We start from the raw sequence: 21,571 nt of genomic DNA on the forward strand, positions 1-21,571 counted from the left end.
ATGCAAGATCCCAAAGTACTGGTAGCGCTGGATTATCAGCACGAGGCAGATGCCTTAGCGTTCGTTGAACGTATCTCTCCTGCCCAGTGCCGTCTCAAGGTAGGCAAGGAGATGTTTACCCTGTTTGGCCCGCAGTTTGTACGCCAGCTGGTGGCCAAGGGATTCGATGTCTTTCTGGATCTGAAATTTCACGATATTCCCAATACCGTTGCCAAAGCCGTGGCAGCCAGTGCCGAGCTCGGTGTCTGGATGGTCAACGTGCATGCCAGTGGTGGCGAGCGGATGATGCGTGCCGCCAAAGAGGCGCTACTGCCTTATGGCGACAAGGCCCCCCTGCTTATCGGCGTGACCGTGCTGACCAGCATGGAGCAGTCCGACATGATCCCCCTCGGGTTGGATGTGAGCCCTGCCGAGCAGGTGATCCGGCTGGCTACCTTGACCAAGGCATCCGGCTTGGATGGGGTTGTCTGCTCTGCCAACGAGGCCCATGAGCTGAAAGCCTTGTTGGGCGCCGATTTCAAGCTGGTGACCCCGGGTATTCGCCCGACCGGTTCAGCAGCCGGGGATCAGCGCCGGGTGATGACACCGAAATCCGCGGTCGAGGCGGGGTCCGATTATCTGGTTATCGGTCGCCCCATTACGCAGGCTGCCGATCCGGCCGCCATGCTGGCCAGCATCAATGCCGAGCTGGTTGGTGCGTAACAGGCTCACTCAGTGATACACGGTGCAGGCCGAGCAACAGGCCTGCACCGGCCCCGATAAGATGAGAGCCGATGTGTACCCTGGCATTGATCAGGGTGGATATCGGGGTCTCTCCCGCGTTGTAGAAGTCCATCGCCAGCTTGAGCCCCATCCCTGCCAACAGTAGCCAGCCCGATGTGCGGCGTCCGTGGCGGATATCCTGCATTGCCCCCCAGACAAACAGGCCATGCAGCGAGCCGGATAGCCCCATGTACCATTGGGTCTGCGGGCACCACCACCAGATCCCCAAGCCCACTGCCAACCAGAGCAGCAACATCAGCAGCGGCAGGCGAGCCCCACCCAGATAGTCGCGAAACAGGCTATAGAGGATGGCGAGGCCGCCCAGATTGAGCAGCAGGTGCCACAGATTGGTATGAGCCAGATTGCCTGTTATGATCCGCCACCCTTCGCCCCCGGCGATCAAGGGCCGATCGAAGGAGAGCTGAAGATTGGGAACGGTAAAGAAGAGTAGCAAGCTGGTGAGAGAGAGCGTGATAACCCAGAGCAATCCAGATTTGTCTGACAACATGAAACAGTCCAACGACAAGAACAGTCGATACTGTACACGTTGCACCCGAGCCCTCAAAGCCTGCCTGTGCGATTATATTGTGCCGGTTGACAATCACACGCCCCTCTACATCTTGCAGCACCCCAACGAGGTGGCACATCCCAAGGGGACCGCGGCACTGCTGGCGGCCTCTTTGCAACAGTGCGAGATCCATGTGGGGGAGGACTTTTCCTGCGATGAGTGGCTCAATGGGTTACTCGCAGATCTTTCCCGTCGCTGCTATCTACTCTGGCCGGATGAGGATGCCATTTCGCTGACCGATCTTCGCCAACAGTGGGAGAGTGAATCCTCTGGCTCCGTATCCGTCGCCTTTATCTTGCTTGACGGCACCTGGCGCAAAGCCTATCGCATGTTGCAGAGCAACCCGGCACTGGCCCGCTTGCCCCGCATCGGCATTGGTGCCATTGCCGGTCAATATGCCATTCGCAAGAAACCCTTTCCCGATGCCCTCTCTACCATAGAGGCGGGCTATCACCTCTTGTCCCGGTGGGAGGGAAGGCCGGAGCGCTATGCGCCCTTGCTGACCCTGTTCAATCGGTTGAATACCCAGTGGCAGGACTTTGCCGAAGGCCGCCGCGCGTGACAATTCAAGGAGTTATCAAGATGAAAAAAGCAGTCGTGGTTTTCAGCGGCGGTCAGGACAGCACTACTTGTCTGGTGCAGGCATTGGCCCGGTATGATGAAGTGCACGCCATCACCTTCGACTATGGCCAGCGCCATCGGGAAGAGATCGACACCGCGCGCCGTCTGGGCAGTGCTCTGGGGATTGCCGCCCACAAGGTGATGGATGTGACGCTGCTCAATGAGCTGGCGGTCTCTGCCCTGACCCGTGACGACATTCCTGTCAGCTGCGAGCTGCAGGATAACGGGCTGCCCAACACCTTCGTGCCGGGCCGCAATATCCTGTTCCTGACCCTGGCCTCCATCTATGCCTATCAGGTAGGCGCCGAAGCGGTGATCACTGGTGTCTGCGAGACTGACTTCTCCGGCTATCCCGATTGCCGTGACGCGTTCGTCAAGGCCCTCAATCAGGCGGTGTCGCTGGGGTTGGATCGCGGCATCCGTTTTGAAACTCCCTTGATGTGGCTCGACAAGGCCGAGACCTGGGCACTGGCGGATCACTATGGTCACCTCGACACGGTGCGCCAGCAGACCCTGACCTGCTACAACGGCATTGCCGGTGACGGCTGCGGCACGTGTCCTGCGTGTGAACTGCGCCGTCGCGGCCTGAACAACTATCTGGCCGATAAGGCGGGCATCATGGCCAGACTATTTGAGAAAACCGGGCTGGGCGAGAAAAGCGCAGAGTGAGCCTGCGTCTTGCCGTGGCTTGGGGTATAATCCGCGACTTTTGCAACAAGCTGTGATCGAGATGCACTACCCAATCAACGAGATTTTCCAGACCATCCAGGGGGAGGGCATCTTTACCGGCCTGCCCGCCATCTTTGTTCGCCTGCAGGGTTGCCCGGTGGGCTGCCCCTGGTGCGATACCCGTCATACCTGGGTTGTTGATCCGGCTCGTGAAGTGGGCAAGGAGGCGGTGCTGGATCGTTCCAACGAATCCGATTGCTGGAGCCAACTCAGCACAGCGCAGATTATCAAGAGCTTTGGCGATCTGGGTTATCAGGCGCGCCATGTGGTGATCACCGGTGGCGAGCCCTGCCTCTACGATCTGCACGAACTCTCGTCAGCATTACTGGCGGCGGGTTATCAGGTGCAAATTGAAACCAGTGGCACCAGCGAGATCAAGACTCATGAGCAGACCTGGGTAACAGTCTCCCCCAAGATCGGTATGAAAGGGGGGCTGCCTGTGCTGGTCTCGGCGCTGGAGCGGGCCAACGAGATCAAGCATCCGGTGGCCACCGAGCACCATATTGAAGAGCTGGATGTGCTGCTGGCGACCGCAACTCTGCGCCCGGACGTGGTCATTGCCTTGCAGCCGATCAGCCAGAAGCCAAGGGCCACCCAATTGGCGATGGATACCTGTATCGCGCGTAACTGGCGACTCTCAATCCAGACTCATAAATATCTGGATATTGATTAATATGGATTGGCTATCCGACGAACAGGTACTGCTGACTCTGACTAACAAGATGCCTTACGGTAAATATCAGGGGCGGCGTATCATCGATATTCCCGAGCCCTATCTGGTGTGGATGGCGCGCAGCGGTTTTCCGGCGGGTAAATTGGGCCAGACGCTGGCGTTGGCTTACGAAATCAAACTCAATGGACTCGAGTCCATGATTATTCCCATTATTAACAGGATGTCGGTATGAGAATATATACGAGGCAGGGCGACAAGGGCATGACCCGGCTGGCCGATGGTATCCCATTGCCCAAGGATCATTTGCGGGTCGAGACCTACGGTTATATCGATGAGCTCAACTCCCATATTGGCTTGCTGATTTGTGACGTGCCATCGCAAGAGGTCGGCTTATTGGCTGATTTACAGCTGTTGCAACAGGAGTTGTTTGATCTGGGGGGCGAGTTGGCATTCTCCAGCGACGCCCAGAATGAATCAATTTGGCAAGTTAATGCTGCCTGGACCACTCGCCTTGAACAGCAGATAGATCGTTATAGCGAGCCATTGCCACCGCTGCGCCAATTTATATTGCCGGGTGGTTCCCGTGCCGCGGCGCAAGCGCATGTGGTGCGTACTCTGGTGCGTCATTGCGAGCGCTTGCTGCTGACCTTGAGCCGGGAAGAGCGGGTTAATCCCGAGGTGCTGCCCTATCTGAACCGGATGAGTGACTGGTTCTTTACCGTTGCCCGCTATCTCATCTGCGTGGCAGGGGATCGTGAAGTGCTGTGGGTCAAGGCAGCAGATCGTCCGCAATCGGCTATCTGATATTTCACGTTTAAGCGGCAATAAAAAACCTCGCCAAGGCGAGGTTTTTTATTAGCAACGCAAGCGCTGTCAGATAGCAAAATCTTCCAGTGATTTGCCTGCTGCCACTGCGCTGGCAATGACTGAAGGCATACGGCCCTGGCCGGTCCAGGTTTTCTCTACGCCATTATCCTGATAGCGATATTTGGCAGGACGTGGCGCCCGCTTGGCTTTTTCTGATTTGCCGGGGTTGGTAGCGACAGCGCTTACCAATTCTGCCGGGTCAATACCGGCGGCTTTCAGCATTTCGCTATATTCGTTAATTTTCCGCAGATGCTCTTCACGGGCCTGACGCTCGGCAGCTTCATCCTGCTGACGTTCAGCAACGATAGTAGAGAGTTTTTCCAGTGCCTCTTCCAGTTGTTCCAGAGAAAGCTCGCGGCAGGTCGCACGCAGACTGCGGATATTAAGCAGTACCTTTAAAAATTCATTCATAGGAGTTACCACGTCGAGTCAGAGAAAAATATTATGTTCCAGCTGATTCTTGCTTGGTGATTTAAATAAGTCAAGCCGGGTTAAATATAATATCCGTGGGGAACATCAATATAGATATTTAATATGGCCAGCAATAGGCTTGGTGATTGGATGCCAATGAAGCCGTAGTAGGTGAAAATAGCGCCAAAGCTGGCGTTGTTGCATCATTTGACTACCATTTTTCGACCTTGATATGTTTATCGTGACTATTTAATCAAAAAACTTGCTATAAGCTGCCATCTCGATAAAATGTGCGGCGAATACCTTTAAGTAGAGGCGCGCTGCCTATGAGTATTTGTGCGGAGGGTGATGCCTGTGATGCACAAGGAAAGGAGTCAGCGCCGAAGTGGCCAGGCCATCATACCGGGCTGCTGGTTCTGCATCTAATAGGTGCAGGACTGCCATAGTCATCCACTATGGAGCGCTACCTGAAGGGGCTGAGGAGTATGACCTCCCCATAGGTTTTGTTTCTTTAGATCCTCTCGGTAGATCTCCACCTGTAATCTTTAGGTGCAAAGAGATCATGGACATTAGTCATTTCGCCGACTCCGGTTGGTCCGTTCTTCCCCCCCTGTTGGCTGTCGCGCTGGCGATCATGACCCGCCGCGTGCTGCTGTCCCTTGGTGTGGGCATCGTCACCGGCAGTTTGCTGCTCAATCAGTTTTCACCCCTCGAATCCCTGCATTACATGTTGAATACCGTGCTCAAGATCTTCTGGGTCGATGGCGCGCTCAATCGTGACAATGTCAACATGATCCTGTTTATGCTGCTGCTGGGTGGCCTCATCAGCCTGATGAGCGTCTCCGGGGCGACCCGTGCCTTTGCCGAGTGGGCCGAGCGTCGTGCCAAGACCCGCAAGGGCGCCAAAGCCCTGACTGGGATGATGGTGTTTGCCTTCTTTATTGATGACTTCTTCCACAGCCTGTCGGTGGGTGCCATCTGCCGTCCGGTCACCGACCGCTTCCAGATCTCCCGTGCCAAATTGGCCTATCTGCTGGACTCCACCGCGGCGCCGGTCTGCGTGCTGATGCCCATCTCCTCCTGGGGGGCTTATATCATCGCCCTGGTTGGCGGCATCATGGCGGCCCACGGTCTGACCGAGCAGAGCCCCATCGCTGCGTTTGTCGAGATGATCCCGATGAACCTCTACGCCGTCTTCACCCTGATCATGGTGCTGGTGGTGATCGCCTGTCAGCTGGATATCGGCCCGATGCGTCAACACGAAGCGTGGGCGCTGGAAGGCAAGCTGTGGGATGAGTCCAAGGGCCGCCCCATCGGTCTGGATATGGAGAGCCCGGAGGAGAGCAACGGCGGCATGATCGACATGGTACTGCCGATCCTGACTCTGACCGCCGCCACCATCTATTTCATGATTGATTCCGGTGCTGCGGTGCTGAGCGAGAAAGGGCTGCCATTCAGCGTGCTCGGCTCGTTCGAAAATACCAACGTCGGCTCTTCGCTGGTCTACGGTGCCCTGTGCAGTCTGGTGGTCTCCATCGGTCTGGCGATGCGCCTGAAGCTGGGAGCCAAGAACTGGATCAAGGCCGCGCCGCAAGGCGTCATGGCCATGCTGCCAGCCATCAACATCCTGCTGTTTGCCTGGACCATAGGTGCCGTGGTGCGCGACGTGGAGACCGGCAAGTACCTGGCTTCGCTGGCTAACGGCAACCTGCCGATCGAAGTGCTGCCTGCCGTGGTCTTTATCCTCTCCTGTGCCATGGCGTTTGCTACCGGTACCAGCTGGGGTACCTTCGGCATCATGCTGCCGCTGGCCGGTGACATGGCCGCCGCCAGCGACATCAGCCTGATGCTGCCGATGCTGGCTGCGGTACTGGCTGGCTCGGTGTTCGGGGATCACAGCTCACCCATCTCCAGCACCAGCATCCTCTCTGCCACCGGTGCCGGTTGCCATCACATCGATCACGTGATGACCCAGCTGCCCTATGCACTGGCCATCGCCTTCGGCGCGGCCATCGGTTACCTGGCGATGGGCTTGATGCACTCCAGCCTGGCCGGTTTCAGTGTCAGTGCCCTCTGGTTCGTGCTCTTTACCGGCTATCACCTGAAAAAGGCCAAAGCGCGGCCAGTGCTGGCCACCGCGTAACATTTATAGAGCAAGGGGCCCGCGGGCCCCTTGGTTTTGTCAGGGGCTTTGGTTAGCATGCGCCCCATAAATTCAGTTTCGGAACAGTATCATGGCTTCACTGCACTACAAATTTGCCACCATGAATTCAGGCAAATCCACCCAGCTCATTCAGGCGCACTTCAACTATCTGGAGCGGGGCATGCATCCTCTGGCGATGACGCCAGCCATCGATGACCGTTTCGGGGTCGGGGTGATCAGTGCCCGGGTTGGCCTTGAACTGAAGGTGGACGTGTTCAGCGACAGCTGTGATCTGTTTGAAATGGTGAAAGCGCGCCATGCGAAGAAACATATCGATGTTTTCATCGTGGACGAGGCCCAGTTCCTGACCCGTGAGCAGGTCTACCAGCTGGCCCGCATCGTCGATGAGCAGGATATTCCGGTGATGGCCTATGGCCTCAAGACCGATTTTCGCGGTGAGCTGTTCCCCGGTTCCTACCATCTGCTCTGTCTGGCCGACAAGTTTGAAGAGCTGAAGAGCATCTGCTGGTGTGGCAACAAGGCTCACATGAACTCCCGGGTCAACGAAGCGGGGCAGGTGATGCGTGATGGCGAACAGGTGGAGATCGGCGGCAACGATCGCTATGTATCGCTTTGTCGCAAACACTATCTCGAAGGTCGGGCCTACAAGTAAGTCGGCTGCGATATTTGAATCGTCGAGCAGGGCGCCAATCTGGCGCCCTTTTTATTTTCCTGCTTGCTTCTCTGCGGTTCAGTCGATCTCGATATCCACCGGCGCAATGATGGGGTCGGCCACCGGCAGGCGTTGAAATAGCTGGCGAAAATGGTGCTGTACCCGGCCGATATCCACCAGCGACATGCCGGAGGCAAAACCGAACCAGACATAGAGGCCGGTGAGATCGCGAAACATCGGCGGCAAATAGCGGGGGGCGGCGATCAGCCCCTCCAGATAGTGTTGATAGAGTACCGGAATATCATCAAGCGTCACCTTGCCGACAAACAGCATTGGCAGGATCTCGGGCACCCCTTCCAGCACGGCGCTGCGGATAAAGTTGACCGTCTCCACATAGCCACGCACGTAGGAGAGATCCTTGGTAAAACAGGCGCCGCCGCCCACCATGCCGCCACGAAAGACCCGCTGGGTGATCTTGTAGGCGTCGTGCTCGCTGGTGCCCTGCTGTACGAAGTGCTTAAACACCTCGATAAAATCGGCGCCGCGCTCGGCCATGTCGATGGCCATCACCCGATCGGAGATGCGCTTGGCCCGATCCGGAAAGGAGCTGAAGGTGAGGGTCTCTATCAGGACAGCCAGCCCCTCCTGACAGGCGGTGATCCGCGGTGAACCGGCGCTCAGCCAAGTGGCATAGGGCTGCTGGCGACCGTTGAGGGTGGTGCCGACATGGACCCACCCCTCGTGCACCTCCAGCACCTGCAAGTCCAGCTCGGAGAAACGGGCGTGGGAGTTGAGCTTGATGTAGTCGCCACCGGCAGCGGCATCGGAGACAATCCCATCGCTCAGCTTCACCTGCACAGTGCCGTCACTGAAGTAGCTCGACAGCTTGCCCTGCAGTTTGGCGACCGCGGCCTCTCCTTCGAACTCCTTGGGGTAGGGGCGCACCAGATGGCGGGCGCCGGGCAGGGAGAAGATATCGCACAGGCGGGCGCCCAGCTCCTTGAGAGTCTTGCGATCCCCGCGCAGGTGATCGCTGGCAGAGCCATAAAGCAGCTGGCTGTAACGCTGAAAATCGGGTTGGCCGCGCTGGCGCAGCATCTCGATCACCACCATGTACTGATCGACCGTCTCTTGCAGGATCCGGCCAAGATCGTCCTGTGGCCCCAGTTTTCTGCGGATCCTGTCCCGCAGCTCCTTGAGTTCCAGATACTTGTTGCGCGGATCGAAGCCGAGGGGGAGGGCATCATAGAAGTGCCTGTCGATAGCGGGCAGCTCCCTGCCACCGCTTGCCAGAAAGCGATCCTGCAGATGGCGTGGCCATTTGATGGCATCCAGAATGCGGATGGGTTTTTGCAGGGTGAGCAGCTCATCCGAGAGTGATTTCAGATGAAGGCGATACTTTTCTTGGATAGTCATGGGGCCCCCTGTGGGGCAAGCGTCGTCGTGGATTTGGCTGAGTATATGCATAGCTCTTGCCAAAAAGAAGCGAGCCGCAGGGTTATTGGGTTGGCGTGCTTTTTGTTGATAGCAAATTGGTTTAGACTGCGCCCCTTGATCCCAATCTTGTCGTGGAAATGATGAATATCCCCAGCTCCGAAATGATAATGCGTTGGTTGCAACAGGCTCGTATCGAGCACTATGTCTGCGACCAGTGTCACGGTATCCACATTGTCTCTTTGCAGTCGGTCGATGGTATTCAGGAGAGCCGGATCTTCGTGGAAGAGGAAGGCCTGCTGTTCTCCTCCGAGCTGGAAGTGCGCCCCTCCGCAATGCTGCCGCTGGTTGCCGAACTGGGTCGACTCAATATGCAGTACCCCTCCCTCAAGGTGTTCCTCGATATCATCGATGACAACCTGCCGCGGCTGGTGGTCGGGCACACCGTCTTTACCAAGGCCGGACTCAGCGTCGAGCAGTTCCTGCTGTTCGTGCAAAGCACCATCGCTGCCACCCACGAACTGGTTGCCGAATGCGAACGTTCCGGCTTCCTCAACCTGCCGGAAATCCAGGTTGCACCGGAATCTGTGCATTAAGTGTTCGAACGGTTCGCCAGGTGAAAAAAGCCGTTGACGCGGGCGGGGCTTTCCCCTAAATTACGCCCGTTCCAGCGCAACAGCGCAGCGAACACCGTGTTGGCTGAACACGTTAAACCACAGACCAAAATTTGGTGAGGTGTCCGAGTGGCTGAAGGAGCACGCCTGGAAAGTGTGTATACGGCAACGTATCGAGGGTTCGAATCCCTCCCTCACCGCCACATTGCAAAGCCCTGATGGAAACATCAGGGCTTTTTGCTTTCTGGCGCAATCCCCGCGTGGTTGCTGGCATAGGAATGCAAATCCTCATTGTTGATAGCCCAGCATCTGGCTGAACCTCTTGGGCAATCGTAGTGAAAAGCCTCGGTGACTTTGACGCCACGGCCAACCCATTGGTCGATCCTTTTAAAGTTTCCGCCCAATTCAGTAAAAGGGCCTCTCGCAAGAGAGGCCCTTTTCATTGCTCGCTGATTTGCCCTGCTCGGTACTTGAAAGGCATTCCGTGGTGATACGGGTTAATGCTCCACAGTCAGCGGATCCGGGGGCAGGTTCAGATGCTTGGTGATGGCCTGATAGAGCTGGGGGTAGTTATCGTCAAAATGGTGTCCTCCCGGCAGGGTGACGGTGGTGACGTTGGGTTGGTTGAGACGGGGGCAGAGGCGGTCGCCGTTATCGTCATCGGTTCCTTGCAGGCAGAGCATCGGCAGGTCGCGGATGGTTTTCACCTGCGGTTCGGTCGGGTAGCTGCGCACCTTGTGGGTCAGCATATCGCTGACGTGGATCTCGAAGTCCGAGCTGGTGGAGGGGGAGAGCATCACGGCCCCGACCAGCCCCTGACGATAGTGCTCCGGCAACCGGTTGATGACGAAGGGGACAATCTCGGCACCAAACGAGAAGCCTACCAGCAGCCAGTGAGGGCGCTGCCAGCGAGTCTGGTAATCATTGAGGATCCGCTCCAGATCGGCGGTCACCTGCTCCGGGGTTTTCTTCTTCCAGTAGTAGGTGAGGGAGCTCCAGCCCACGACCGGCATGCCGTTCAGCTGAAACTGGGCGCTCAGCCCCTTGTCGAGGGCCGCCCAGCCACCATCGCCGCTGAGAAAGATCACCATGGGGGTGTCGGATGACTGCTTGACCGGCAGCTCAATCAGGCTCAGGTCATCCTTGACCGGGGCGGCGTGCGCCGCAAAAGATGAAACGGGCAGTACGAGACTGAGTAACAGCAATATCAGGGCTCTCATTGGCCATCCTCCTATTTCTTGATCAGCCCTAGCGGGCCGCGGCTAATCAGGGTGATCAGGTGAGTCAGGGTTCTGGGCAGTACCAGCTTGCTGCTGCAGAGCAGGTAGCGGGGTTCCCAGCGGGGCGAAAATTTCTCCTTGTAGCGTCTGAGCCCCTGAAAGTTGTAAAAACGGCTGCCACGCACAAACAGGGTATTGCCAAGGCGGGCCCAGTAGCTGTTGAGCGGGTGATCGTTGAAGCCGGACATGGGGGCCATCCCCAGATTGAAGCTGGCGTACCCTTGCGCCTTGCCCCACAGCAGCAGTTCGACAAAGAGAAAATCCATGATGGGGGCGGTGCCGGTATCCAGGCTGTAGCGCATCAGATCGATGGAGAGCATCTCCTTGTTATCGCTCACCCAGAGGTTGGCAAAGCCGACGATCTGCCCCTCGTGCCACACCAGCGCAGCCGGGCTCAAGGTCAGGTAGTCAGGCTCGAAACGGCCGACCGAGAAACCCTTCTCCTTGCCCATTTTGCTCTGCAGCCAAGTATCGGAGACGGTCTGCAACCTAGGCAGCAGGGGGGCCACGGCGCTTGCCTCGACCACCTCGAAGGTCAACCCTTCCCGTTTGCCCTTGGCGTGGCTCTGGCGCAGGTTGCGCAGCCGGCTGCCAGCCAGATCGAAGGTGGCCAGATCGACCATCGCCTCTTCACCGAGCTTGAAGGGGATCAGCCCCAGCTCCAGATAGAGCGGAAGATAGCGGGCCGAGACCTGATAAAAGACCGGATTGGCGTCGTGCTCGTCGCATCGCTCGCGAAATTGCCAGAGCAGCTCTTCGATCTGCTCGGGGCGACCGACGGGATCCCCCATCACAATCCAGCTGTTGCCCTCGATGCCATACATCAGGAAGGCGTCGCCGGCGGGGTGGAATAGCAGGGACTTGTCCTGCAGCTGGGCCAGATAGCCGTGGATCCCCCCTTCGCGAACCACCAGCTCGTGAGCGCGCGCCAGCGTCTCCTTGTCCGGTTTTTCACCGACCACGCGCAGCGGCGCAAGCAGCTGGGCAGCCCCGGCCACGGCCAGCACTGCCACCACGCTCCCCATGGCGCGCAGGCCGCGGGCAGCCCCGCCGTGGGGCGAGAAGTGGAACCAGAGGGCGTGGTCATACTCCACCTGACGATAGGAGAAGAGCAGCAGCCACAGTGCTCCCAGCAGCACGGCGCCGACCGAGATGAGCCAGCCCGGGGTGTACTGGGGATAGAGCAGCGATCCCTTGCGATAGAAGAGGGCGCTGCAGGGAGTCATGATGAGCAGGAAGCTGCCGAGCAGCAGGGCTGACTCCCAGTCTCCGCCCTTGAGCAGGGAGAAGGCGACACCCAGTGCCAGCAGCAGCTGGGTGATGCGAAACGCGGCGTCGTGACGGCGGTAGAGGCTGCGCGCCAGCAGGATCAGGAGGATACCGCTCACGCTGCCGAGCACGTGGGAGAGCTCCAGCAGATGGAGCGGCAGCACCTGCAACCACACTTCGATGTGGCTGCGCATGGTCGGGATCATGCCCGAGCAGAGCAGCAGGCTGCCGGCGGCAAAGGTGCCCATGCTGATAAGGGCAGGCAGAAATTCGCGCACCGCGCTCATCAGCCCCTGTAGCCGCTGCCAGCGCGCTTTTTGTTGCAGCATCTCCTGACTCGCAAAGAGCAGCAGGGCACAGAGAAAGGGAAGCAGATAATAGATGCAGCGGTAGAGTAGCAGCGAGGCGAGCAGCTTGTCGGCCGGCAGGTAGTGGGCCAGCAGCAGGCTCATACTTGCTTCGAACACGCCGATCCCGCCCGGCACGTGGGCCAGTACCCCGAGGAAGCTGGCCAGCACGAAGGCACTGAGCAGCACAGGGTAGGGGACGCTATCTGCAGGCAACAGCACAAACAGCACGGCGGCGGCGGCCATCCAGTCGGCCAGCGCGACTAGCAGTTGCAACAGACGTATCCGAAAGCCCGGCAGGGTCAGGGTGTGTTTCCGCAAAGAGAGATGTGGGGCGGGCCAGCAGAGGTAGCAGGCCACCAACAGCAGCGCCATAGCGCCAGCCAGATTGAGCAAGGTATCTGCCCATTGCGGCCAGTCAGGCAGCAACTGTGATGCATCGCAGGTCAGTAGGGCGCCACCTCCCCACGCTAGCAGGCCGAGGAAGAAGGTGATGGAGCAGAACAGCACCACGCGTGCCACTTCCCCGGTGGCGAGCCCCAGTGCGGAGTAAAGGCGATAGCGTACCGAGGTGCCGGTCAGCAGGGCAAATCCCAGGGTGTTGGAGAAGGTGTAGGCGATAAAGGAGGTAATGCTGACCTGTTGCCAGGGAAGGCGCTTGCCCAGCGCATGGAGCGCCAGCATGTCATAGCTGCAGAGGCAACCATAACTGAGCAGGGTCAGCAGCAGGGCGCCCGCCAGTCGCGGCAGGGGTTGGGACCAGATGGCCACACGAATATCGTGCCAGTGCCATGCCTGAGTCAGGTGATACAGCACGGTCAGTGCGGTGCCGAGCAGCAGCAAGCTGCACAAGGGGCCGAGCCATTTAAGCAGATGACGCCACATGCCATGTTCCTGTGGTCATTGACCGTTTCCCGCAAAGGGGGAGCCGGGTCGTGGATCCGGTTTGGACGAGGGAGGCGCTCGTCAGGAAAATTTCGGGAAGAGATGGAAAGGGAGGCGTCAGCCTCCCTCTGTGATATCCAGTGACCGGTTGGATCACTTGGTTTTCGGCGCGACTTTGACGGCAGGAGTCTTGGCGTGAGTGGTTTTATGGTGTTTTTTCACCACCTTGGTCTGGGTCGCCTGCGGTGTGGCTGTCTTGGTCGGGGTGGCCGCCATGGTGAAACCGGAAGTGAGGGCGAAGACGGCTGCCAGGGTCAGAGGAATGATCTTTTTCATGTTCAATTTCCTTATTCGGGTTGATGTTATGGAGCGTTCTCCATGACAGTCATCCTATGACGGTAGCAGCGGCCCTTCAGTGAGCGGTTGGTGACGGTTTGTATCCAAATGTACAGGCAGGGTGAGGCAGAAGCGGGCTCCCTTGGCGGCGGGAAGCAATGCCACATCACCACCATGGTGGAGCGCTATGCTGCGCACAATGGCGAGCCCCAGCCCGGTGCCGCCGGTGCGGCGATCCCGACTCTGATCAAGACGCACGAACGGCTCGAAGATCTGGGGCGCCAGCGCCGGATCGATCCCCGGCCCATCGTCGCTCACCTCCAGCAAATAGTTCTCCTGCAGCCGCGAGATGGAGAGGGTAACCTCCCTCTCGGCGTAGCGCAGGGCATTGCCGATGAGGTTCTCCACCGCGCGCGTCAGCAGACGCTGATCGCCGCACCAGGGCATCTTGATGGGAGGCAGAGCGAGGGTCAGATGTTTCTCCGGCCGCAACGCTTGCCAGTCGCCGAGGTGATGCTCTGCCCAACTGCCGAGCTCCAGTTCATCCCGCTGCAGCGGAAGCTCCGGCCTGTCCAGCTTGGCGTAGGTCAGCATCTCTTCGATAAGCGAGTCCAGCGCGCCCAGATCCCGCTCCAGTGCTCGCTGCTCTTCTGCGGCAGGGGCAGGATCGAGCATGGCAAGCCGATAGCGCAATCTGACCAGCGGGGTACGCAGCTCATGGGCGATGGCATCGGTCAGCTGCTTGCGACTGGTGAGCATGGCTTGCAGCTGGGCGGTCATCTGATCGAAGGTAAGCCCCACCCGGGCCAGACTGCTGCCCGGTGGCAGATTGGTTCGGCAGGAGAGATCCCCATCGCCTACGCGACGTGCGGTTTGCTCCAACTGCTGCAAGCCGCGCCAGTGGGGACGCAACCACAGAAGGATGGGCAGGCCGAGGGATAGGCCGATCACCAGCAACAGCCCTACATCGACCCAGTGCAGCTCATGCAGGTAGGAGAGGTAGGGGACAGGGCCGACAATCAGCACCCGATCGGTATCGGGGATGCGCTGCAGGAAGGTGTCATCCTCCTCGACGATGACAATGTTGCCGGCGGCCAGAAAGGCCTGATCCTCGCTGGCCAAGGGCTGGCGTGTCAGCTCGCCGATCTTGAGGGGGAGGGTAAACTGACTGCTCTGCTCGGCCAGTCGATCGGGCCAGCGCTCGGGTGGAGTTCTTGCCAACTCGCCGGTCAACAGGCCAAGAGAGCCCTGCATCATGCGTTCGAGATAGCGATCACCCGCCCGTTCGGCGGTCACCTGATAGACCACGCCAACCAGCAGGATGGCCAGCGTGAAACAGCCGATCAACAACAGATAGAACTGGATAAAGAGGCGGCGCATGGCGGTGCTCCCGAAAGAGGGTTATGCCCAGGCGTGGGGGACGAAGAGGTAACCTTTCTGGCGCACCGTCTTGATCCGGGTCGGGTTGTCGTGGTTATCACCCAGTTTGCGGCGCAGGCGGGAGATGGCCACATCCATGCTGCGATCCTGGCCGTCGTACTCCCGGCCGCGCAAGCTGCGAAAGAGGGCTTCCCGACTCAAGATTTGGCCCGCGTGGCAGGCGAGCTCCCACAGCAGATCAAAGTCGGCGGTCGAGAGAGCAATGCTCTCGCCATCGAGGCGCACATCTCGCCCCGGACCATCCACCCGCAGCAGACCAAATTGCAGTTGCTGGGGAACGCTGCTGGTGGCGGCCGGTTGGGTTGATGCTTGCTGGTGTTGGCGAAACTGCACCCGAAGTCGGGCCAGTAGCACGGGGGGCGGGGTGGTTTTAAGGATGTAGTCGTTGGCGCCCAGTTCCAGACTCAGGATCTGGTTCATGTCGCTATCCAGCGAGGTGAGCATTACGATGGGGCCGTCGAAGCGTGGCCGAAGATCCCGACAGAGGGACATGCCATCTTGCCCCGGCAACATGATATCGAGCAGCACCAGATCGGGCTGTTCGGCCTCGATTCGGGCCAGCGCCATGTCCCCTCTGGGCTCGAGGATCACGTCCATATCGTGGCGACCGAGCCAACTGCTGATGAGCTGGCCAATCTCGGGATCATCTTCGACAAAAAGAATGCGTTGCATAGAAAAGCTCCAACGGAAAGCAGGAGAGAAGAAGAGCGATCAGCATATCAATGGCGCTTGGGAAATACAGAAAAAGAACCGGGCAGGCTGATGTGTGGGGGAGAGTGGCTGTGTGTATCGATGAGGAGGCGCACATCGTGACAAATGGGCGGAGCCGCGTTTATCGATCTGGAGGATGATGGCCTTGCAGACAAGGTAAGGTGCTGTCGAGCGCAAAAACAAAAAAACCGGCCAAGGCCGGTTTTTCGCGGAGCAGACCAGAAGGTCACTGCTCCAAGTCGATGGACACCACCTTGCGGCGATTATCGACAAAATAATGGGGTGGCTGATGGGGCTCGAACCCACGACAACCGGAATCACAATCCGGGACTCTACCAACTGAGCTACAGCCACCACTAAAATCTTCATCAACACTCGCCAATCCAGAAGAAAAGGAGAGTATCAATGGCGCGCCCTGCAGGATTCGAACCTGCGACCCACGGCTTAGAAGGCCGTTGCTCTTCTAACCCCTCTGCATAGGTTACCACTAGTTACTAGTATGCTTTTGATGGTGCGGATGTTAGGCTGATAAATCGAGTAAATCAACAATTTTTTTAGATTATGAATTTGACCAACCCCCTAACAAAATTTACCATTATGTTAATGAGTTGATTGTAATGTTAGGCGGTGGTTGCCTTGAGGCTTAATGAGTTTTCTCCTTTGGGTCGGTCTCATGTTGTAGTCATCCAAAAGTTGGATGATGTCTCAGCCATGAAGCTACCAATGTTATACTTGATGACCCCAAATGGTCTTTCTGTTTTCTGGCCTCTAGTTGAGTACTTTAAAGCTCATCCGAATACTAGCTTGTCATGGGCCAGACAAACATCTAGAGCATTGGGCCTTTTGTATGATTTCTCCGTTGCAGTTGCTAAATTAGGTTTATCAAGACAAGAACTTTTTCGGCGGTTCTCGCTATCCCTTTGTCACGGCACGATCGATGCAGAAACCCATCAAGACAAGTTAGGTCTATATTGGGCACCCAGTTCTCTTTCTGTGCAAAAAAAGATGTGCTCTAGTATTACTAGGTTTATCGCTTGGAAAGATGAGGCCAGCTGCAAAGGGGGACCAGTTTTTCTTAAGTATTTAGATGAAGTCCCACCTAGTTTAAAAAGACTGCTGACGGCTAGTAAAATAGCTAGTAAATCAATGCTGTATCATGCCAAGGACGTCAGTATGCTAGCGGAAAGGTTGGATAGGGCGAGGCAGATTTTTGGTATGGAATTGGGTTACGAACCCCGAGAATTGATAGGTAACAGGCGAACCGTCAACGACTTTCCGTCAGAGCTTATTCCTCAGCTAATAATGTACGGCTTTATTCGTGATCCTCATGCAACTGATCCATTTGAGCGAGAGGACATAACGGCCAAAATGATCACAATATTGCTAGCGGGGGGAGGGCTTAGAAAAGGAGAGCCATTGCATCTCTGGTTTAATGACGTTGTGCCTGCTTCAGCAGGGGGATGCACAGTCACCTTATATCACCCCTCATACTCAAAAACCGGTTTTAGAGGCAATAAACAAACCAGAGAACACTACTTGGCTCAGAGGAAAATGTTACCAAGAAATAGGAGTGGTGCTAGCAGGAGCCATCATGCTACCTGGAAATCTCTGGCTGTAGATAAAAAAAATTTGTCAGCTCCTGTTTATTTTTTGCATGAGTCGTATTCATTTCTGTTTTGGGAAATGTATTTGCTCTACATGAACCGCTATCGTCCTTTACTTATGGAGAGCTACAAGGCTAATCACGGAACCGAACATCCATTTTTATTTGTATCTAATGGGGAAGACCGTGGGGAAAAAATCAGCTATCGAGGTGCACCTTATTCAATGGCAGCATTCGATAAATCTTTTGAGAGGGCACTAGAGAGGTTGGAGAAAAAATTAGGGCGAAAGTTGCCTCGTGGTCGAGATTATGGACTCAATCCTCATGCGTTACGGCACCACGTTGGACATGTAATGGCTGAAGCTGGAGTTCCGTCCACGATTGTTCAGGATGTAATGCACCATCGAACCATTGATGCACAAGAAGTATACAAAAAACTACCGCCAGATAAGGTTCAGAAGATCTTGGCCAGTTACACACTTAGCTCACAACTAAACAATATAGGAATGGTCAAATGAAATTGCGTGGTATCAGTGTAAGATATGGCAACGCAATTGAACAAAATGATGAAATAGCCCTATCTGTGATGATCATTTCCCCTTTTGCTGCATCCAAGGTTTCAAGAGAGGCTGAAAATGCTTTGGAGCGTTTGATAAAAAACTACAAAACGTGTAAATGGATGATAACGTCTGAATTTTTTTACGCTAGGTATGGGCAGTCGTACATACCCAAAAATTTAAGAAGGCGACTGGTCCCGAAATCAATAGTAGATAGGCTTGAAAAGGATATAGCCTCTCATGGGGTTGCTAATAGCCCAAAAAGCGAGCGAGCAAGAGCCACTCTCGTCAATAATATTATCACTGCTGCGAGTGAACTTCTTTTTCTGATGGAGAGGGAATATCTTAATGACGTCACTATGGAGGACTGGAAGGAGTTCTTAGCGCCCATAAGAACAGACGGTGAACGATATATTAATGATGTTAGCATTCATGATAAAGCAGGTTTAAAGGGGGTGGCTGAACTACTGAATGTAATGGTAAAAGGGAAAAACTTCTCTAACGCCATTCATGTAAAACGCTCAGATAAGGTAAACAAAGGCGAAGATCTTCTGGTCAAGCCGCCAGAGCATCTTGTTTCATGGGTTGAGCGTTGGAACCACTATATTGAATCAACCCGTAACTATACGCTAAAAACTTATCATACCGCATTTCATCGATTTCGTATCTTCTTGGAAGATGTTTATTTGGGCACCCAAATACCATCGCCAGAAGAGTTCTTTAGCTCACAACCACCAGTAGATTTCATAGCATGGTCGGAAGCAAAGTTTCATGAAAAGTTATTTTCAAGTGAGGCCGCTCTCTGCGATTTTGTAAGATACAACACGAATTTTTCCAACTGGTTTATCGAAACCTATTTATCTGACACCGAAGAAAATGGTGATAAATTTTCTGCCGCATACCCATTAGTTCGTCCGCAAGCACTTAAATCTTTTTTTAATTCTCATAAAAGTGATTTGGATGTGCCAGGATCTTCTACCAAGGAGGTTATGCCATTATGGCTTAGAATGAGGTTAAGGGATTTGCTCTCAGGAGAAGATTGTGCATGGCCAAAAACAATAAGTAGTGAATATAGTGACCATTTAACAAACGAACTAGGTGAGCCTCTCTGGTTGCCGTCAGTTACATATATCTACCTGATGATGTTAGAAATTCCAGTTAGGCGTATCCAGTTACTACGGTGTGATTCTGGAGAGGGTGATACTAAGCAATTCTCACCAGAGTTAAATAAATGGATTGCAAATAAATCAAGTACCGCTAATTATTGGAAGAACGATCCTAAAGCTAGAGTTTATGACCGTGGTTTACTGAGAGAAGCTCGCTCATTTGAAGAAGGTTACCAGAATCTGGTTCTTTACATAAACTCCAATAAAACAGCAGACAAAGATGTGGGGTTTAGTGAATTTTCTGGTTATGAAATTCCTTGGAAGCACCCCGAAATAATCCGTCTAGCAACAGAGTTAAGAGCATGGCAGGAAAAGTATAATCCGTGTTACAATCCTGTCTCTGCCAGAGAAATTCCAGATTCTGTATTTCCTCAAACAGCCAATCAGGCTATCGCAGATAATATTCCTGACCGTTTTTATCTTTTCCGTTCGGGCACAAACTCGAAACGAAGTGCTGCAACTAGCATGGTCCCTCCAACTGAGCGTTCTCTAGTTCAGTATTGGAATCTGGCAATGGCTGAACTGGAAAAACAACTTAATGAAGAGGGGCTGGATATCCAACTTGTTCTCAATTGGAATGAGGTTGGACAACCCCAATCAGTATTTTTTACACCTCATGGGCTAAGGGTTGCGGGACTAACTTCATTGGCAGAACAAGGGGTTCCAATAGATGTGCTTAGTAAGCTTGTTGCTGGGCACAAAAGCTTAACTATGACCTTTTATTACATAAAGCATTCGGCTGAACACGTCACGGAAATACTAAATGAGGCTAGCTACAAGATCTTGCTAAGGGAACAGGAAGACTTTGCTCGATGGATTAAAAACTCTTCATGGAATGAGGTGAAAAAATATGCAGTATATAATAGTGAAGATGCTGCAAGCGCGTTAGAACGAAATTGTACTGCGATTGTCGGTATTTGGAATGCCACCCATTTAGGCATTTGTCCATACGGTGGCACGAGGTGCTATGATGGTGGAGAGGTGATTCGTAAAAACGGGAAAACTAAAACTTATGGAGCGGTTTCAGATAAAGACTGTGTTAATTGCCGTCACTTTATCACTGGTTCTCCATGGAAAATGGAGTTGATAGTTCATGGTAATAAATTGCTACTTGAAATAGAGAAAAAGATAAAGTCAACTCAGGATGCTACCGAAAATGTCCGTAAACTTCAGGTTAATTTGAGAACTGCCGTGAAGGCAGGGGGAAAGCCAAATGAAAAATTGAGAACTGATATTAATAAACTAAACTCAATAATTGAGCGCCTTAGTAATGAAACAGACACACTGATTCATTCGCTTCACTCTACTCACAATCTTATCACTAAGATTCGGAAGATACCACATGAAAATTCTGAAGGGGGAATTGATCTTATTGTGCACTCACAGAGCTACTTCGATATAGAGTATGCTGAGTCACCTAGCAATTTCAAAACGCTAGATCTCGTTGTTCAGGCTAGTAGAATTTATATCAATGACCGTGATGAAAATTATGAGCGAGAGCGTGATGAGATTATGAATATTATCCTTCTAAATAACGGATATAAACCGCTCATGATGCTGCCACTTACAATGGATGAAAAGCAGAGAGTATCGGATAGCTTAGCAAAACTCCTTGTAACCAGAGCCACAGGGGAAGAAATTTTAGCATTGAAATCAGGCAGCGTTACATTAGAAGATCTTGGCTTTACCCCTAGCATGCCACGTGAAATGGCAAGACTACAGTTATCTAGTCAGATGTTATGCAAGGAAAATGATCAATGAAGCCTGTAACAATTAGTCAAGTAGAGGATTTATATCATGAATTGTCAAAAAATAGAAAGGCAGATCAAAGAAAAATGCTTGCGAATATCCACGAGGTTTGTTCAAAGCTGGTAAAGCAGGGATCCATACCTTCGGCTACATCTGTAGTAAAAATATTAGGAACGCAAGGGTATAAAATCTCGACTAGAACCATTTATAACAAGCGCAATGGCCAAAATCCTTATCCCATTTTAATCGATGCTTGGGGAGATGTTTTGGCAGCGAAGAAGGTTAAGATTACTGAGTCGCTTGATACCGGCATAATCAGCATTGATGAACAAGATCTGGCAAAAATTAGTGATCCAGTTCTCCAGCATAAAATGATGATATTTATTGGCCAAGTACGTTCGCTCAAGGTGCAAAATGATGCGCTGAGAAATATTAGTAAATTGCCATTGGTTTCTATTGATACTGGAATGCCAAGTGTAATAAAACCTGAATTGGGGATTTTGAATTTGGAGGTTCTCGAAAACTTACTTTATCAATCCAACCCTAATTTGTCTTTTGACAAAGATGGTTGCCTTGTAGCTAAGCGGCCGATTCCTTCTGGGACTGTTCTTTCAGAACCTGGATTGGCAGAAGCACTAGAAGTTATGATTGGTGATAAGAACCCTCATTAAAACTAATAGGTGTAATTTGATGACAAATCATGAATAAGTATTAGTGATTATATTTAACACTT

At 54.1% G+C, this 21,571-nt stretch carries 20 protein-coding genes, 2 tRNA genes and 1 riboswitch; of the genes, 13 read left to right on the top strand and 9 right to left on the bottom strand.

Annotated elements, in window-relative coordinates; translation table 11 throughout:
- Positions 1–702 carry an orotidine-5'-phosphate decarboxylase gene (pyrF, locus tag G5168_RS15045; protein WP_227342577.1) on the top strand — a complete coding sequence of 234 codons (702 nt, stop codon included), beginning with the start codon at positions 1–3 and terminating at the stop codon, positions 700–702.
- Here pyrF and rrtA read toward each other — a convergent pair.
- Positions 677–1,270: a rhombosortase gene (rrtA, locus tag G5168_RS15050; protein WP_179214420.1), complete on the bottom strand. Its 594-nt coding sequence runs from the start codon at positions 1,268–1,270 to the stop codon at positions 677–679. The genes pyrF and rrtA overlap by 26 nt on opposite strands.
- Between rrtA and G5168_RS15055 the strand changes: the two genes are divergently transcribed.
- From G5168_RS15055 to G5168_RS15075, 5 genes are all read left to right on the top strand, one after another.
- Positions 1,269–1,892, top strand: coding sequence for a tRNA-uridine aminocarboxypropyltransferase (locus tag G5168_RS15055; RefSeq protein WP_201990207.1), 624 nt, complete (start codon positions 1,269–1,271; stop codon positions 1,890–1,892). The genes rrtA and G5168_RS15055 overlap by 2 nt on opposite strands.
- Positions 1,893–1,912: 20 nt before the next feature.
- Positions 1,913–2,620, top strand: a complete 708-nt coding sequence (queC, locus tag G5168_RS15060) for a 7-cyano-7-deazaguanine synthase QueC (RefSeq protein ID WP_201990205.1) — start codon at positions 1,913–1,915, stop codon at positions 2,618–2,620.
- Positions 2,621–2,681: 61 nt separating this feature from the next.
- Positions 2,682–3,353, top strand: coding sequence for a 7-carboxy-7-deazaguanine synthase QueE (queE, locus tag G5168_RS15065; protein ID WP_227342578.1), 672 nt, complete (start codon positions 2,682–2,684; stop codon positions 3,351–3,353).
- Between the two features lies 1 nt (position 3,354).
- A complete protein-coding gene (locus G5168_RS15070) occupies positions 3,355–3,585 on the top strand; it encodes a DUF3820 family protein (RefSeq protein WP_005337126.1) in 231 nt (76 codons plus the stop codon).
- Positions 3,582–4,157: a cob(I)yrinic acid a,c-diamide adenosyltransferase gene (locus G5168_RS15075; RefSeq protein ID WP_100646101.1), complete on the top strand. Its 576-nt coding sequence runs from the start codon at positions 3,582–3,584 to the stop codon at positions 4,155–4,157. The genes G5168_RS15070 and G5168_RS15075 overlap by 4 nt, the downstream gene beginning before the upstream one ends.
- Before the next feature lie 69 nt (positions 4,158–4,226).
- Here the strand turns inward: G5168_RS15075 and G5168_RS15080 are convergent, their stop codons facing one another.
- A complete protein-coding gene (locus G5168_RS15080) occupies positions 4,227–4,631 on the bottom strand; it encodes an H-NS family nucleoid-associated regulatory protein (protein ID WP_075115902.1) in 405 nt (134 codons plus the stop codon).
- A gap of 302 nt (positions 4,632–4,933) precedes the next feature.
- A riboswitch (Lysine riboswitch) is annotated at positions 4,934–5,105 on the top strand.
- A gap of 88 nt (positions 5,106–5,193) precedes the next feature.
- On the opposite strand from G5168_RS15080, the gene G5168_RS15085 reads away from it, so the two are divergent.
- The gene (locus tag G5168_RS15085; protein WP_005351177.1) at positions 5,194–6,774 is read left to right on the top strand and encodes a Na+/H+ antiporter NhaC family protein; all 1,581 of its coding nucleotides are present in this window, start codon (positions 5,194–5,196) and stop codon (positions 6,772–6,774) included.
- A 91-nt stretch (positions 6,775–6,865) separates the two neighbouring features.
- The gene (locus G5168_RS15090; protein WP_005351181.1) at positions 6,866–7,447 is read left to right on the top strand and encodes a thymidine kinase; all 582 of its coding nucleotides are present in this window, start codon (positions 6,866–6,868) and stop codon (positions 7,445–7,447) included.
- A 78-nt stretch (positions 7,448–7,525) separates the two neighbouring features.
- On the opposite strand, the gene G5168_RS15095 is transcribed toward G5168_RS15090, so the two are convergent.
- Positions 7,526–8,863 carry a flavohemoglobin expression-modulating QEGLA motif protein gene (locus G5168_RS15095; protein WP_216953395.1) on the bottom strand — a complete coding sequence of 446 codons (1,338 nt, stop codon included), beginning with the start codon at positions 8,861–8,863 and terminating at the stop codon, positions 7,526–7,528.
- Between the two features lie 158 nt (positions 8,864–9,021).
- Here G5168_RS15095 and G5168_RS15100 point away from each other — a divergent pair, with 158 nt between their 5' ends.
- The gene (locus G5168_RS15100; protein ID WP_005337119.1) at positions 9,022–9,477 is read left to right on the top strand and encodes a YbjN domain-containing protein; all 456 of its coding nucleotides are present in this window, start codon (positions 9,022–9,024) and stop codon (positions 9,475–9,477) included.
- A gap of 133 nt (positions 9,478–9,610) precedes the next feature.
- Positions 9,611–9,698, top strand: a tRNA-Ser gene (locus G5168_RS15105).
- A gap of 294 nt (positions 9,699–9,992) precedes the next feature.
- On the opposite strand, the gene G5168_RS15110 is transcribed toward G5168_RS15105, so the two are convergent.
- From G5168_RS15110 to G5168_RS15135, 6 genes are all read right to left on the bottom strand, one after another.
- Positions 9,993–10,715, bottom strand: coding sequence for a virulence factor (locus G5168_RS15110; protein WP_216953396.1), 723 nt, complete (start codon positions 10,713–10,715; stop codon positions 9,993–9,995).
- 11 nt (positions 10,716–10,726) lie between these two features.
- Positions 10,727–13,276, bottom strand: coding sequence for a bifunctional lysylphosphatidylglycerol flippase/synthetase MprF (gene mprF, locus G5168_RS15115; RefSeq protein WP_227342580.1), 2,550 nt, complete (start codon positions 13,274–13,276; stop codon positions 10,727–10,729).
- A 153-nt stretch (positions 13,277–13,429) separates the two neighbouring features.
- The gene (locus tag G5168_RS15120) at positions 13,430–13,612 is read right to left on the bottom strand and encodes a hypothetical protein (protein ID WP_076494658.1); all 183 of its coding nucleotides are present in this window, start codon (positions 13,610–13,612) and stop codon (positions 13,430–13,432) included.
- 54 nt (positions 13,613–13,666) lie between these two features.
- Positions 13,667–14,992 (bottom strand): two-component system sensor histidine kinase RstB, encoded by a 1,326-nt coding sequence (gene rstB / locus G5168_RS15125; RefSeq protein WP_421172596.1) that lies wholly within the window; start codon positions 14,990–14,992, stop codon positions 13,667–13,669.
- A 21-nt stretch (positions 14,993–15,013) separates the two neighbouring features.
- Positions 15,014–15,724 carry a two-component system response regulator RstA gene (gene rstA / locus G5168_RS15130; RefSeq protein WP_227342586.1) on the bottom strand — a complete coding sequence of 237 codons (711 nt, stop codon included), beginning with the start codon at positions 15,722–15,724 and terminating at the stop codon, positions 15,014–15,016.
- 317 nt (positions 15,725–16,041) lie between these two features.
- Positions 16,042–16,117: transfer RNA gene (locus G5168_RS15135), tRNA-His, on the bottom strand.
- Positions 16,118–16,474: 357 nt separating this feature from the next.
- Here G5168_RS15135 and G5168_RS15140 point away from each other — a divergent pair.
- The 3 genes from G5168_RS15140 to gmtX are packed head-to-tail and all read left to right on the top strand — an operon-like array spanning position 16,475 to position 21,509.
- Complete coding sequence (locus tag G5168_RS15140; RefSeq protein WP_421252406.1) at positions 16,475–17,884, top strand: tyrosine-type recombinase/integrase; 1,410 nt, start codon at positions 16,475–16,477, stop codon at positions 17,882–17,884.
- Complete coding sequence (locus tag G5168_RS15145; RefSeq protein WP_421252407.1) at positions 17,881–20,850, top strand: VPA1269 family protein; 2,970 nt, start codon at positions 17,881–17,883, stop codon at positions 20,848–20,850. The genes G5168_RS15140 and G5168_RS15145 overlap by 4 nt, the downstream gene beginning before the upstream one ends.
- Positions 20,847–21,509: a gamma-mobile-trio protein GmtX gene (gene gmtX, locus G5168_RS15150; RefSeq protein ID WP_421252408.1), complete on the top strand. Its 663-nt coding sequence runs from the start codon at positions 20,847–20,849 to the stop codon at positions 21,507–21,509. Before G5168_RS15145 ends, gmtX begins: the two co-directional genes overlap by 4 nt.
- Positions 21,510–21,571 lie beyond the last annotated feature (62 nt).

The sequence above is a fragment of the Aeromonas sp. 600724 genome (assembly GCF_049175135.1).
Lineage (GTDB): Bacteria > Pseudomonadota > Gammaproteobacteria > Enterobacterales > Aeromonadaceae > Aeromonas > Aeromonas veronii_A.